Raw genomic sequence first — 15,765 nt, 5'->3', positions numbered from 1 at the left:
AATCATTGGGAAGAGTTGCTTATACCGGAATCATTGGAGGAGGAAGCAGAATAAGTATGCAGTCTCAGGCAGGGAACCTTATCATCGTAGAGGAAAGAAATAGTTCCGGATTTACTAAAAACGGGATGCAGATTCAATACAGTAATGGATATTTTGTTGATATTGAAACCATTTTAAGTATCAACTACTATGATACTTATCCCAACTATGATTTTAATCCCTCTCTTCCAGTGGAACCAATTCTCACAGATTCTCCATCACCAGAGGGAAGAAGTACCAAAGGACTTCCTGTCATGAGCTTTGTTAAGAATATTGAAGATGACAACTGGACCAAGAATTATACTTATTATGATCTGAAGGGTAGAGTCATTGGAACCCATTCTATCAATCACTTGGGAGGATATACCCGAACAGAATCCAAGCTTGATTTTGCAGGAGTTCCTCAAACAGTTGTTACAAAGCATAAAAGGTTGAATTCAGATACTGAAAAAGTGATCACCGAGACTTTTACTTATGATCATCAGAACAGGCTCTTGGTTCATAAACACAAGATAGATTCCAATCCTGAAGAAATTCTTGCTCAGAATAATTATAATGAACTCTCGCAGCTTACTACTAAAAAAGTAGGCGGAGTTACTTTAGACTCTTCTCTGCAGCAGATTGATTATAAATATAATATCAGAGGGTGGATGACGCAGATCAATGATCCCGCAAACTTAGGCAATGACCTATTTGGGTATAAAATTAATTATAATAAAGTAGAAGGACAGGAGACTCCCAATAATGATTATTTGGATTTAAAAGTAAAGCCTAAATACAACGGGAACATTGCTGAAGTATCCTGGAAAACTCTTACTGAAAATAACGAGCCCCTTAAAACCTATGGGTACGCATATGACTCACTCAATAGACTTACTGCCGGATTCTATCAAAAAGCAGGAAATGAGTTTGCTAAAGAGTATTTTGAAAGATTAGAATATGACCTGAATGGAAATATTACAAGACTTCAAAGATCAGCAGGAGTACTACCAGGAAGCAATACAGCACTCGTTATTGATAACCTTAAATATGATTATGTTGGGAACAAATTGATACGTGTTACTGATCAGCAAATGAATCCATCGGGTTATCCTTACATGGCAAATCCCGGTACCATAGGATATGATAATGACAATGTAGCAGGAAATGGAAACATGATAAGCCATCCTGATAAAGGGATTTCCTCCATTCAATATAATTATTTAAATTTACCTAAACAGATTGTTCAGAATGACAAGGTAACAAATTATATCTATAGAGCAGATGGAGTAAAAGTAAAGAAGCTCTTTGATAATATTGAAACAGCTTATCTGGATGGTTTTCAGTATAAGTCAACTTTTTTACAAGAATCTTGGAACGGTGAAGGAACTTTTATTCCAGATCCTAACGAAATTCCAGTCGTGAAGCTTAGAATAATTCCTACATCTGAAGGATATTATGATGCGCTTTTAGGACAGTATATTTATAATTTTACAGACCATTTAGGAAATGTAAGGCTGAGTTATACAGATACTAATAAAGATGGGATTATCCAACCAGGACAATACTCTGTTAGAGAATGCTTAGGAGGGAAACTTGGTTGTCATGATGTTTGGAAGCCTGGAGAAATTGTAGAAGTCAATAATTATTATCCTTTTGGATTGCTACATAATTATACTACTACAACTCAGAATGCTTATCAATATAAGTACCAAGGACAAGAGTTACAAGAGACCGGTTTCTACAGTTTTAAGTGGCGGAATTATATGCCGGATGTTGGGCGTTTCACAACAATTGACCCGCTTTCTGAAAAATATCCTTATAATTCTACGTATGCTTTCCAAGAGAATAAGTTAGGAATGGGTATTGAATTGGAAGGTTTGGAACTTTTGAAAAACCATACTGGATTTTTTGCAATTAATGGAAATGCAATGAAAGTTAAAAGAGCCCCTGTCTCTCAAAGGGATGGTAATGGAAATCCTACATTTACAGCCGGAGATATTGGATTGTCTACAAGTGGCTACAATCCTAATGGGGCAAGAATGTCTTCAGAAAATACAGGCTTAAGACTTGATTCTTACAGATATGAAGGTCCAGTATCTGATGCTGTACAAATGCAGAATACAAGGGATAAAATATCAACTAAAGTGCGTCAGAGTTTCAAAACAACAAAAACAGGTGCAGAGATGTGGAATATTAAACAGTACCGAGCTGACCAAGCAAGTGCGGCAAATAGTGGAATAAAAGAACTTGTGAAGTTGGGCAAATTAGCAGCAAGTATTCCTGATGCTATTAAAAGTACAAACGATTATGTACAAGCAACAAAGGATGTTAAAGCGATTGAAAGTCAAGCAATGAGAATGGACGATGCTATCAATTATGTTGACCAAAGTGGAATTAATATGAATCCGCAAACGAGAAATGATGTAATAAACTATATATTTGATGGAACATTGCCTAATCCAGATGCCGGATTAATGCCAAACTCTTTAATAATCCAGAACGGGACAGAAATTATGAGAACAAATGGCATTCCTATTCAACCACTTGATGAACAATTGACAACAAAAAGTAGAAAAATACCTCAATAATGAAAATAATTAAATACATTTTAGCAATACTGTTCTTATTGAATATAAGTTGTTGCGTAAATCAGAATAAAAAGGATGAGGAGCAAATTAAAACAACAGTTCAAAAATTTTGGAAAACCATAAAAGATGATGATTCAGAAAGCTATAAAAATCTTTTTGATAATAATGAGACTTTTTTTGGTGGTATTCAAGCTGACTTTTATTTTCTTCGTAAAAACTATGATAAAATAAATCCCAATGATATTCTAGTAAAAAATATAAAAATTAAAGATACTACTGTTCTGTTTACTGAAAATAAACAGAAATATGTTCAATACGTAATTAAAAAAGAAAATGATAGTAATAATTTAAAAAAACCTTTAATAATAACTTTAATGTTTTATAAGCCTGTTGGATATAATAAGATATTTAATGCTGCTCCATTAAAAAACCATATAGGTTGGGATAAATAATAAATAATTTCATTTGGAAAAAAATAGTAAAATATTATTATTAAGTCTATCTATATTAATAATTTCTTTTATTTTTATTATTAAGTCAGATAATCTATCCTCATGGATATTATTTTATTTATTTGCGACAATTTTTATTGTTCTTCTTTTTAGACAAATTGATAAGTGGAATATTTTTCAGAAAAGTCCATTTAGAAGTTATGATGAAACCAATCAATATTTTTCTGCTAATGGAATCTTTAAATTTTCAAAAAAAGGGTTTTTCATAAATGAAAATGAGATAAATGATTTTATTGAATGGGAAGATATAAATAAAATAATTTTTTATGATGTGACTTTCTATGAAAGTACCATCACATTTATTGAAATATATACCGATAAAAAAAGATATAAATTTAATGATGATGTCGTAGGATGGTATCAATTAATATCTAATATAAATAAAAATTTGCTCGACATTGATAATGATTGGAATGTAAAAAATATTACTCCGGTTTTCAGTGATAAAAGAACCATTATTTATGAAAAAGTTATAGATAAAAATGATAATAATATTTAATTTGACTAGTCCTGAAAAGATAGACAAACAATTGGAGCGATTTTTAATAAAGAGACTGAAGGTAATAAACTTTCCATTTATTGTAATAACCCTTCTGAAGAAACCAAAGAAGGTTTTCAGACAATTCTTAGAAATGTTTATTTTAAAAAGTAATAGCTTTTTTTAAAGTATCTGATCTTGAAGAGAACCATAAAAACCATTGCATCTGCAATGGTTTTTATGGTTTCGTCATTGAAATCACTATTATCTTACTTTAAACGACATAAGAAAAATCATGCTCCATGTAATAAAACTTCTTCTTCACTTGTCTTATCAATAGCCTAATAACTATGATTCAAGAATTACATGAAGAAAATATTACTTTCAGCAATCGTATTGCTACCTATAGCAGCATTTTCCCAAAGTATAACCGGGAAGATTAAGCAATCCGGAAATGTAGTTTCCTATGTGGAAATTATTGCGATGAAGGATCAGAAAAAACAAACAACAATTTCTGATGAAAAAGGAAATTATTCACTGAAACTTCTGGAGAACGGAAATTATAATATAAAACTTATTCAGGACGGAGCAGAATTATCCACTACCGATGTTGCTGTAAATGGTGATCTCAAGCAGGATTTTTTCATTGAAGAGAAAAAAGAAAGGCAGATTGAAGGAGTTACTGTTACTGCAAGAAAAAAACTGATTGAAAGAAAAGCCGACAGGTTGGTCTTCAATGTAGAGAGTTCCGTTGCTTCACAGGGAATGGATGGCGCTGATGCTCTTGCAACAACACCGTTGGTGAAGGTGGATGATAATTCAGGAGTTTCCATTGCCGGGAAAAGTGGAGTATCTGTGATGATCAATGAAAGAATTCTGAACCTTTCTTCAGCAGAATTGATTACCTATCTTAAAAGTCTCAGATCCGAGAACATAGAGAAAATAGAAGTCATTACGGCACCACCTTCGAAATATGAAGCCCAGGGAAACAGTGGTCTTATCAATATTGTCTTAAAGAAGAATCAAAATTTGGGATGGAACGGAAGTCTTACCACAAGCTTTCAGCAGCAGACTTATTCAGGATTTTCAAACAGTGCAACCATCAATTATCAGAATGAAAAATTGCGCTCTTCTCTGAAATTAAGACAAAATAAATATGAAAAATATTCCTTTGAAAATTATAGAATTACAGGAGTAGAGGGACTTAAAAGTCACGATGATAGAAGAGATTTTGGGGATGGTCTTGGCGCGAATCTGAGTGTTGATTATCAATTGGGTAAAAAATCTAATATCGGATTTATTTATGATTATGGAGTGGGACATTCTAATATGAATGTTGAGAATACTTCAGATTACTTTCAGGATGATAATTATACCAATACGTTATCTACTTACGCAGAACATAGAGGAAAATCTACCCAGCAGACAGTAAGTGCTTATTATGATGTTAAGTTTGGAAAGCAGGATAATAAATTAAGCATCACAGGAAATTATTTTTCTAACCTTCCCAAAACTACGATTGATTTTACGACTATGGAAAATTCCGGAGATAAATTTATTGTAAGATCTCCATCAGTAGTAGATTATAAAATTTATTCAGGGCAGGCAGATCTTAGCTTACCTTATGAGTTTGTAAAAATAGAGACGGGAGCAAAATTTACTAATTTTGATAATAACTCAAGTATCTTCTATCAAAATCTCGAGAATGGAAATTATGTGACTGATGCTTTGAAGAGCAATGAATTTAAGTACAATGAGAAAAACTATGCTGCTTATTTCAGCGTTGAAAAATCATTTAATGAGAAATGGTCAGCGAAAGCCGGACTTCGTTATGAGTATTCTACCGTTAATGGAAATTCACTGACTTCCGGACAACAGTCGGAAAACTCTTACGGAAAATTTTTTCCAACTGCGTATGTGATGTACAAAAGTGATGAGAGCAATACTTTCAGTCTAAATTATTCCAAAAGAATCAACAGACCGGGGTTCCGTGCAATAAATCCATATCGTTGGTATATTAATATTAACTCTTATTCCACTGGAAATCCTTTTTTGCAACCTTCTGTTAATCATAATTTTGAATTTTCTCACGTATATAAAGGAAAATTATCTACAACGGTTTATTTTCAGAGAACATTGGACGGATTTAGTCAATTGGTAAGCTTATCAGGAGGGAACAGAACAAGTACCTTTTTTAATTATTTTAATCAGAACAGTATTGGTGCTACCATCAATTATTCGGATACATTTTTCAAACGTTGGGAGGCAAATTACTCTGCAGACTTATCTCATACAGACATGAGTGTGTTTACTACGGATGCTTCTGCCAAAAAAGGATATGGTTATGATTTCGATCTTCAGAATAATATCTCACTCAATGAGAAGAAAACCATTCAGATTATTGCTAATTATTGGTTTCGCCTTCCTTCCAATTCAGGAAACGTACACTGGGATTTTTTAGGAAATTTTACAGCTGGATTAAAAATGAATCTGATGGATAAAAATTTACAGGTGAATGTCATTGTTTCGGATATCTTCAAGCAAGCAAGAAGCAGAGGAGAAATATTTTATACCACAGGATCTCATTACTTCAATAATTATTATGATGCGCGAAGACTTACGGTATCAGCAACCTATACTTTCGGAAACAAAAAAGTAAAAGGAGCAAACCGTGATGTAAAATTTGATGAAAAAAACAGATCGAATTAAGTAAGGTGGGAAGTTGGAAGCGGGAGGCTGGAAGTACTATCGGGTTATGGAGAGTTGGAGGTCTTTTGATTGTATTATAATAGATAAGATAGGAAAGTGAGTGAAAGAGGGAAGTGCTTTCAGCTACGAATAATTTGAGGCTTGTTGATTGTTGTCCTGCTCTTAAACCTCACCTTCAAATAAAGTATTTAGGTATTCCGCTTTATGATTTTCATGCCTTGAAGTTCCCAGATACTTTTTCCATGCCTGAGACTCATGATATACAATGCCCATTTCCCATACACAATAAGTCGGGAGGTGGGTTTTATTTCGGTCCCAAACTTCAAATGTACCGTTTCCATCATAATACACACTTTCCCATAATTCGTTCTCACTTCTCCATGTGCAGACCAGAAGAAGATAATTTTCTCCACATCGATGCATGATCACAAATCCAAGGTCTTCTATATTCTGAAAGTTTTCTTTGGCATTTTCAATACATATTTTAGCACGATCAATGTCTTCCGGAGAAACCTCAGCAGGATTTTTAGCAAGGTCATACCATTTAAATTTTGTTTTTCCAACGTTGAAAATTCCTTTTGGGGAAGCGTATTTGTTCGGGTAAGAAGTAGTTTCCATATATTTTATTTTGGTGTGGTATAAAATCTCATGATGAAAAATCAGGATAAACAAATTTTTAACGATCTGATTTATCACCTGATATTATAGATTTTATTGATTCTAAATTATCGAAAAAATGCGTAAATTTGTAAACAATTTATATTTATATGTTGACGAAAGAAAAGGTTCAGGAATTCCTTAAAGAAATAGAAGTAGACGACTTGGTGAATAATCTTCAGATTATGGGTGACGATGTTTATATTGACATGACTGCTCATTCGCCTGCAATGCATGAAAAGAAAAAGCTGGAAGCTGCAATGAAACAGGCTTTTGCCAGTGAGTTTGGAGAAAACGTTCATTTAAAACTTAAAATCGTTTCTCCGGAACCTAGTGAAATTCAGCAAAGTCAGATCAAAGGAAAACAAATTCCTGGAATTCAAAATATTATCGCTATTGCTTCCGGTAAAGGAGGAGTAGGGAAATCTACAGTTTCTGCAAATATGGCAGTTACTTTAGCTAAAATGGGCTTTAAAGTAGGATTATTAGATGCTGATATCTATGGTCCTTCAGTTCCTACCATGTTTGATACAGAAGGTGCAAAACCAATTTCTGTAGAAGTAAACGGTAAGAACATGATGAAGCCGATTGAGAATTATGGTGTGAAAATGCTTTCAATAGGATATTTCTCCGGAGCAAACCAAGCTGTAGTATGGAGAGGTCCAATGGCTTCAAAAGCATTAAATCAAATGATCAGAGATGCTGCATGGGGTGAATTGGATTTCTTATTGATCGATCTTCCTCCGGGAACAGGTGATATTCACTTATCTATCATTCAGGAAGTGCCTGTTACAGGTGCTGTGATTGTAAGTACACCTCAGCACGTTGCTTTGGCAGACGTAAGAAAAGGGATTGCAATGTTCCAGATGGAAAGTATCAACATTCCGGTTCTTGGATTAATCGAAAATATGGCGTATTTTACACCGGAAGAACTTCCTGATAATAAATATTATATCTTTGGAAACCAAGGGGCACAATATTTAGCAGAAGATTTAGGAATTCCTGTATTAGGAGAGATTCCTTTGATTCAAAGTATCAGAGAAGCAGGAGATGTAGGAAGACCGGCAGCGCTTCAGGAAGGTTCCAAAATTGCAGATATCTATACAGAAACTGCAAGAAAAATGGTAGAAAGTCTTGTAGAGAGAAATAAAAGCCTTCCGCCAACTGAGGCTGTGAAGATCTCAACAATGGCAGGATGCTCGCCAAAAGCAAAATAATAATAAATTTCAATTAAATTTGAAAAAACCGAATTGAACTGAAAAAAATATGGAAACAAACATAACGCACGAAGATACAGTAACAAGAGTAATGGAAGCTCTGGAAAGCATCAGACCGTTTTTGAATAAAGACGGAGGTGATATTGAGCTTATTGACGTGAAGGATAATCAGGTTTTTGTAAAACTTCTGGGTAACTGTTCTGGATGCTCGTTGAATTTTTCAACCCTAAAACTAGGTGTAGAAAATACAATCAAACAACATGCTCCGGAAATTGAAAAAGTAATAAACGTAGAGTAAAACTATATCTGAGATATTAAAAAAGACAGGCTTTTGTATAAAGTCTGTCTTTTTTATTTCCCGTAAAAAGAGCCTGATAATTATGAATTACCAAGCCCTAAAACAATTAATCTAAAAAGTATAATTATGAATTTTGAGTCAGGAACTTATTATAGTTCTCCTCATTTTCAAAATAAGCCACTTCACCTTCATCACTGATCATGACAATATAAGCATCAGCCTTATCCACTGTTTTTCCACTATACGGATCAATTGCTTCTCTAGCTGTTTTATCTGATGGAATACGTTTTACACACATTTCGCAGCAACCGTAATACATTTTTCCGTTATGAGGAACTTCTATTTGTTTCTTACCCATATAAGCATTATTCACCATACAGACTGTTTCGGTGGGAACATGGCTTCCTTTCACATACTTTGCAGAAGAATCTGTTGGTTGAGGCTTCTGTACCGCAACAGGCTCCGGATTTTTAGGCGTTTCTTTATTACAGGCATACAAAACGGTTGCACTGAAAAGAATAATCATTGTGATTTTTAATACTGTTTTCATTGTTGATTTTATTTAATTAAACTTCCTTCTAAAATTTCTTCACTTCCTTTTTTAATGATTTGATCCCCTTCAGATAATTCTCCAAAAACTTCAATGGTTTCATTCATGATTCTTCCTTTTTTGACAGGGATGAATTTTGCCTTTCCATGTTCTTTTTTAATGATATAAATTCCCATATTGCTTTCTACAAGGGACGACCTTGGAATGAAAAATGTTGCTTCACTGTTCTGAAGAGGAATAATAGATTCTGCGATCATAAAGGGCTTGAGTTCTCTGGAATGATTAATGAAATCAGCCTCTATCTTTTCCGAACGGAGCTTAAGGTCTAAAGAACCTGACTTTCTGGAGATTCTTGCTTTAAAATTTTTTTCCGGGATTGCATGTACTCTGAATGATATTGTGTCTCCTACATTCAGATAGGGAACACTGGCTTCTGAAACGGATAAACTAAGTCGTAGCTTTGAAGTATTCTGAATAACCATCAGCGGAGTATTTCCCATAGGACCTACGTATGCACCCAGATCTACATTTCTTTCGGTAATCACTCCACTGAAAGGAGCACGAATAACGAGATAACGATTGATATCCTGAAGTTCACGATAAGCTGATCTCGCAGCATTCACCTGTGCTTCATCAGATAGTTTTCGGGCAGTGATCTGATCCAGAGCATCCTTTGCAATAGCACCTTTGGTCTCATTGGCTCTGTACATTCTTGCATAACTTGATTTTGTAGATGCATATATGGCTTCCTGTGCCTGCCATTTTGCTTTGGCATTAGCTGCCTGAGCTTGTATTTCTGGTGCTTCCAGAATCATAAGAACTTGTCCGGCGTTGACGTAAGTACCGATGTCAACATTGATTTTCTTTACATAGCTTTGTACTTTAGCAAATAAAGCAGTTTCCTGATCGGGAACCAGTTCACCGGGAAGTTTAAGCTCTACTTTTGGATTGGTTTTTTGGATGCTTACCGTTTCCATATTGGTCATCATCATCATTTTGGTTTCCTGTTGAGGTTCTTTTTTTTCTTTATCACAAGATGCAGGAATAATGATAAGGCTTAGAATGGCTGTTATATATAAAATGTTTTTCATTGATGATAAATATTATAGGTTTGAGTTAGAATAATGGATACTTTCTTCATCTTCAGGATCTAAAGAAGGAGATATAATGCTTGCATTTTTTTGTATCCATCCGAAAACAAGAGGAAGAATGACCAAGACCGAGAAGGTTGAAAAAATAAGCCCTCCGATTACGGCGCGTCCCAAAGGAGATACCTGATCACCACCTTCACCAAAACCAATAGCCATAGGAAGCATTCCTGCCGCCATAGCCAACGTGGTCATAATGATTGGTCGGATACGCAGCTTCGCGGCTTCAATACCTGCATCAGATGCATTCCCTGTTGATTTTCTTATCGTTTCTGCATTACTGATCAGTAAAACAGCATTGGCAATAGAAACTCCAACAGACATGATCAATCCCATATAAGACTGAAGGTTTAAGGTAGAACCTGTAAGTTTCAATAAGGTAAGGGATCCTACAATCACGAAAGGAACGGTTGTTAAAATAACCAATGAAACACGGAACGACTGGAAAGTAGCAGCAAGCATCAGAAAAATTACCGCTGCAGCAATAAGAAGCCCTGAAGAAAGACTGCTCATCGTTTCATCCAATACAGGAGCCATTCCGGCAACCTCGATATTAACTCCTTTTGGGAGCTCTCCAAGAGATTCTATCGCTTGTTTTACATCTTTGGAAGCCTGTTCTAGATCCTTTTTATGAATATTGGCAGTGACTGTGGTGTAACCCATTGTTCCCAAATTGTAACTTTCACCTAATTCTTTTGCAGAAGTTATTGTAGCTACATCACCCAATACAGGTCTATCCGAATTTTTTGATAACGGAATATTGGCTAATTCTTCTTTACTGTTAAGGATATTCTGAGGAGTCTGCACCTGTACATCATACGCAATTCCCATCATTCCTCCTACCCAGAAGTTTTTATTGGTATATCGTGTAGAAGCTGTAGCGGTTACCAAAGATTTGGCAATATCCTGAGCATCAAGTCCCAATTGTGCTGCTTTTACTCTGTCAATATTAATTTGTAAAGCCGGATAGCTCATAGACTGAGGAATTTGCTGATCACGCATATATTCAATTTCTTTTATTTTGGTTAAAAGTTTTTCGGCATACATACGGTTCATTTTTTTCATCATTCCCGAAACTCTTATTTCCACAGGATTATTTGTCCCCTGGCTTAAAATCTTTTCCGTAAGTTCGATAGGCTCAAACGAAATTTGAAGATCAGGCATTTTTTCTTTATAATACTTTCGTAATTCATCTTTCAGTTCATCAGAATTTCCATTGAATTCTTTTAACGCAACCTGCATTAAAGCTTCATGAGGTCCTGCATTGTAAAGATAGATCGGGCTTACGGCAAACGTAGAGGGATGTTGCCCGATGAATACGGAAGAGATAGCGATATTATCTTTTCCAACTTTATTCTTAAGGTGTTCCAGAAATTTTTTGACTTTTATTTCCGTAACTTCAATACGGGTACCTTCCGCAGTTTTTATACGAACCTGAAATTGTTTGGAATTAACGATTGGTAACACATCTCTCCCTGTTATCTGATAAAGCCCTATTCCTAAGCATAAAACGATTGAAATACTTAAGCTGACAATGATTTTTTTGCGGGTCATCAAAGAAGATAAAAATGAAGTGAAACGATCACGGAATCTGCTAAACCAATCAGGCTTATGATTTTCACAGGTTTGAGGATTGTGCTTCATCAGCCAGTTAGCCATTACCGGAACAAAAGTTTGTGATAATATAAAAGATACGATCATTGAAAAACCTATAGCCATTGCCAAAGGCATAAATAAAGATCCTGGAATCCCACTCATCATAAATGCAGGAGCAAATACGGCAAGAATACAAAGCATGATCAAGAGTTTAGGAAATGCAATTTCTTTACAGGCATCCCAAATGGCTTGTGCACGGCTTTTTCCCATTGCAAAATGCTGATGAATATTTTCAATGGTTACGGTACTCTCATCTACCAAAATTCCTATGGCAAGCGCCAACCCGGATAAAGACATAATATTGATGGACTGTCCGAATAATTTCAGAAACAAAACTCCTGAGATAATGGAGATCGGAATGGTCATGATGACAATAAGGGCAGCTCTTCGATCGTTAAGGAAAAGCATAACCATCAATCCTGTAAGTAAAGCTCCTAAAATACCTTCAACAGCCAAACTTTTAAGTGCATTTGAAATATGAACAGACTGATCAAATTCATAGGAAATTTCTACACCCTCAGGCATATTTTTCTGAATTTTAGGTAAAGACTCTTTTAACTTATTGACTACCTCAAGGGTTGAAGCATTGCTGGCTTTGGCAATATTAATATAAACGGAACGTTTGCCGTCTATCAATGCATATCCGGTGGCAATATCTGCTCCGTCTTTTACCGTAGCAACATCCTTTACATAAACATTGTCTGCCGTTCCTTTAAAAAGAGGAATATCACCAAGTTCTTCCACTTTTTTTACCGTATTATTGGTTGGAGTAAGATAATTGGTTTCTCCAATATATACATTTCCTGATGGTGAGGTAATATTATTTCGGCTTATAGCTTCTACGATCTGCTCCGGAGATAAGTTGTGAGCACGTAATTTAATAGGGTCTACATTGACTTCTATAGTACGCGGACTTCCACCGAATGGAGGAGCTGTAGTAAGCCCCGGAATAGCAATAAGAAATGGACGGGCATTGAAATTGGCAATATCCTGCAACTCGTTATTTGTTTTGGTATTGCTTCGGAAAACAAGCTGTCCCACCGGTTGTGAAGAGGAGTCAAAGCGGATAATAAACGGCGGCGGTGCTCCCGGTGGTAAAAATACCTGCGAACGGGTAGAAAGTGCATTGATCTGTGCAATAGCTTCTCCCATGTTGGTTCCTTCGTAGAAATTGACCTTCATGAGGGTAAGTCCTTGAGTATTTTTAGATTCTATACTTTTAATACCGTTGGTAAACAAAAGCATATTCACATACATTTTGGTAAAATAGCCCTCCATCTGCTGTGGAGTATATCCATTAAAGGAATGAGCAACATATACAACAGGGAGGTTCATCTCAGGAAGAATATCTACCTTTACTTCTTTGGCAGCCTTGATTCCGAAAAACAACAGCCCCAATACCAATACCATTACGGATATTGGTCTGCGTAATGCAAACTTTATAAGATTCATGTTTAAATTTTTAAGTTAATGGGTAATTGCTTTTGTGATCATAGAGATATCGCCCTTGGAAGCAGCAATCAGTACAATGGCTTGCCATGAATTATTCTGGGCAATTTCATAATTGATTTCAGCACGATTCAAAAGGTATAAAGCCTGGGTAAAATCTACAATTGTTGTTAATCCGTTTTCATACAAAGCTTTTTGCTGATGGAATGCATCGGTTGCAGCCTGTAACTGAACTTTTGATTCTGCGATTTTTGTTACAGCATTTTTATATTTTTGCTCTGAAAGATTTTGTTGGTTAAATAGTTCTTGCTGTAGTTGCTGATAATCAAAATCTAGAGCTTTTGTAACCAGTTTCTGCTCATTTACTTTAGAGGTGTTTCTGTAAAAGTCAGTGAGATTCCAGCTGAGGTTAAGTCCAACAATATAATTCATCCTGTCTACACCGATTCCTTTAAGATAAGAGGGTGAATAGGCAGAATTATCCTGAACATAATTCCATCCAAAGCCGGAACCTCTTCCCTGAAATGTGCCAAAAAGTGAAAGAGAAGGCAGTCCGGTTTTATTCAAATAGGTTTCCTGCTGCTTACTTTTATTGATTTTTTGAGCAATAAAAAGGGTAGTAGGGTGATTATCCAATGATAAGTTTTCCTGAAGCAAGGTTGGCGTATTTTTACTGAAATAATGATCTAGCTGATAGTCTGTGAAATTTTCCGCTAATAGATCAGATAGTTTTTTATTGTATTCCAGAACATGGTCATTGGCATTAAGAACAGCCGTTTGTGCACTAGACATTTCTGCTTTTGCTAAAGAAGCATCTACTTCGGGGATCAGCCCGCTGTTGGCTCTTACCTGTGCAATAGAGTAAATAACTTCTGAACGTTTATGGTTTTCCAACTGTACATTTTCCAATCGTTGACTTACCAGAAGATTGAAATAAGCTGCTGCTGCTTTTATCTGTTGTTGAAAAATTTCCTGCTTTAAATCTGCCTTTTGAAGTTCCGTATCTGCAATCTCTATATTTTCTTTTGTTTTAAGTTTTCCAAAAGTATAAACGCTCCAGTTGATATTAGCGAGATATAAACTTCCGAAAGCTGCATTCCAGTTTTGTTCTGCCAAAGGCATGGACGTAGAGGCAATACCTGAACTACCCATATTGTACATAGGTCCGTTTTGGGCATTAATGGTTCCGAAACTTTGCTGAGCCATTACCGAAACTTCCGGCAGATAATACGTTTTCTGAAGCTTAAGTCTTTCCTTTGAAGCTTGTATATTGATTTCCTTTTTTTGAATGGACTGGTAATTTTTTTCAACCCTGAGAAGTACATCCTCTAAACTCGTAAACTGAGCAAAGGATAGCACAGGGCAGCCCAGCCATAAGATGAGTGCTCTGAATGTTAAATTCATAGAATATTTTTAGAATTAAAATTGAAAAGTAAATGTCCCGATCGGGATCACGGTATGATTCAATCTATTCTAAATTCTATAGACACAATGAAGGATGAAAAGGGAAGGATAATTGAGATGGTATTTTGAGGGATCAAAATAAAAGGAGTGTTTTTCAGGATCAATAGCAGGTGCTGCATCAAATAATGCTCCCAAATTATAATACGGGATAGAGGCTGATAAAAACTTTACGGGAGAGTTTTTGTAAGAATGGGGAAGGTTATCTTCTTTGCAAACTTTTTTTATTTCCAGCTTACAGCAGCCGTTGTGATTTTTCTGTTTATTGGCTTTGCATTTTGAACAATCCAGATCAGAGAGTTTTTTAAAGCCTACATGTATTTCACTTGAATTGCCTTTACATACGTGTCTGCTTGTCGTAAACCCTGAAGAAACTACGATGTACAGAAGGATAAATAGTATGTGAAAGACTCTTTTCATTTTGTGGAGTAAAATTAAAATGAATAAGAGTCTTGATGTTATATAATTATGGAAGAAGTTTATAGTTTAAAGGAAAAAAGCTTAGAATATTTATCTAAGCTTTTTATAATTATTGTTTTACAACCTTATTTCCCACTCCTGTAAGAGAAGCGTTAGGCTTTCCTGATTTTGTTCCTGAAGTCCTGTAATAGACTGTATTACTACCGCCTTCTATAGTAACGTTGTCTACCTTATCAATATATACCTTATTGCCTGTTCCTGAAACTGAAATCTTTTTTGCGCTTCCTTTTACAGTTACTGTATTATCACCTCCTGAAACCTGAACAATGCCACCGTTAAGGGTATAATTAAGTTTATGTCCTACGCCTTCCACTTCAATTACTTTGCCATCAGTCTGTTCTACCCCTTTTGTAGATTCTGTTTTTCTGGATTGTGCAAATGCAGTACCTGTTCCTAATAGAAGAATTGCAAAAATAGCTGCTGTTTTAATACTTTTCATTTTGAATTTGGTTTTTGTTGGGGATAAATATAGATATAAAATAATTTTTCCGTTGTTAATCAAAAGTTAAATCTTTTTTGAGTGAATTCAGGTAAGATAAAC

Annotated in this window: 13 protein-coding genes; 6 read left to right on the top strand and 7 right to left on the bottom strand. The window is 35.3% G+C overall.

The window, feature by feature from the left end:
- From BBI01_RS19285 to BBI01_RS19265, 4 genes are all read left to right on the top strand, one after another.
- A partial coding sequence (locus BBI01_RS19285; RefSeq protein ID WP_317040737.1) for an RHS repeat domain-containing protein occupies nt 1-2,609 on the top strand: 2,609 nt, incomplete at its 5' end.
- Nucleotides 2,609-3,061 (top strand): hypothetical protein, encoded by a 453-nt coding sequence (locus BBI01_RS19280; RefSeq protein WP_065396265.1) that lies wholly within the window; start codon nt 2,609-2,611, stop codon nt 3,059-3,061. The genes BBI01_RS19285 and BBI01_RS19280, both read left to right, overlap by 1 nt.
- Before the next feature lie 13 nt (nt 3,062-3,074).
- Nucleotides 3,075-3,620, top strand: coding sequence for a hypothetical protein (locus BBI01_RS19275; protein WP_065396264.1), 546 nt, complete (start codon nt 3,075-3,077; stop codon nt 3,618-3,620).
- 345 nt (nt 3,621-3,965) lie between these two features.
- Nucleotides 3,966-6,308, top strand: coding sequence for a TonB dependent receptor (locus tag BBI01_RS19265; protein ID WP_065396262.1), 2,343 nt, complete (start codon nt 3,966-3,968; stop codon nt 6,306-6,308).
- A gap of 162 nt (nt 6,309-6,470) precedes the next feature.
- Here the strand turns inward: BBI01_RS19265 and BBI01_RS19260 are convergent, their stop codons facing one another.
- On the bottom strand, nt 6,471-6,926 hold the full coding sequence (locus BBI01_RS19260) for a hypothetical protein (protein ID WP_065396261.1): 456 nt from the start codon (nt 6,924-6,926) through the stop codon (nt 6,471-6,473).
- Nucleotides 6,927-7,075: 149 nt separating this feature from the next.
- Here BBI01_RS19260 and BBI01_RS19255 point away from each other — a divergent pair, with 149 nt between their 5' ends.
- Nucleotides 7,076-8,182 (top strand): Mrp/NBP35 family ATP-binding protein, encoded by a 1,107-nt coding sequence (locus tag BBI01_RS19255; protein WP_065396260.1) that lies wholly within the window; start codon nt 7,076-7,078, stop codon nt 8,180-8,182.
- 49 nt (nt 8,183-8,231) lie between these two features.
- Entirely contained in the window at nt 8,232-8,480 is a 249-nt protein-coding gene (locus BBI01_RS19250) for a NifU family protein (protein ID WP_002977212.1), read from the top strand.
- Nucleotides 8,481-8,604: 124 nt separating this feature from the next.
- Here the strand turns inward: BBI01_RS19250 and BBI01_RS19245 are convergent, their stop codons facing one another.
- From BBI01_RS19245 to BBI01_RS19220, 6 genes are all read right to left on the bottom strand, one after another.
- Nucleotides 8,605-9,030 (bottom strand): hypothetical protein, encoded by a 426-nt coding sequence (locus tag BBI01_RS19245; RefSeq protein WP_065396259.1) that lies wholly within the window; start codon nt 9,028-9,030, stop codon nt 8,605-8,607.
- Between the two features lie 8 nt (nt 9,031-9,038).
- Nucleotides 9,039-10,121, bottom strand: coding sequence for an efflux RND transporter periplasmic adaptor subunit (locus BBI01_RS19240; protein ID WP_065396258.1), 1,083 nt, complete (start codon nt 10,119-10,121; stop codon nt 9,039-9,041).
- A 12-nt stretch (nt 10,122-10,133) separates the two neighbouring features.
- A complete protein-coding gene (locus tag BBI01_RS19235) occupies nt 10,134-13,286 on the bottom strand; it encodes an efflux RND transporter permease subunit (RefSeq protein WP_065396257.1) in 3,153 nt (1,050 codons plus the stop codon).
- A 15-nt stretch (nt 13,287-13,301) separates the two neighbouring features.
- A complete protein-coding gene (locus tag BBI01_RS19230) occupies nt 13,302-14,687 on the bottom strand; it encodes a TolC family protein (RefSeq protein ID WP_065396256.1) in 1,386 nt (461 codons plus the stop codon).
- A 69-nt stretch (nt 14,688-14,756) separates the two neighbouring features.
- Complete coding sequence (locus BBI01_RS19225; RefSeq protein ID WP_065396255.1) at nt 14,757-15,164, bottom strand: HYC_CC_PP family protein; 408 nt, start codon at nt 15,162-15,164, stop codon at nt 14,757-14,759.
- Nucleotides 15,165-15,273: 109 nt separating this feature from the next.
- Entirely contained in the window at nt 15,274-15,663 is a 390-nt protein-coding gene (locus tag BBI01_RS19220) for a DUF3060 domain-containing protein (RefSeq protein ID WP_083190163.1), read from the bottom strand.
- Nucleotides 15,664-15,765: the final 102 nt, after the last annotated feature.

This window comes from Chryseobacterium artocarpi (assembly GCF_001684975.1).
GTDB classification, from domain to species: Bacteria; Bacteroidota; Bacteroidia; order Flavobacteriales; family Weeksellaceae; genus Chryseobacterium; species Chryseobacterium artocarpi.
This window is presented reverse-complemented; position numbering and strand designations above follow the sequence as displayed.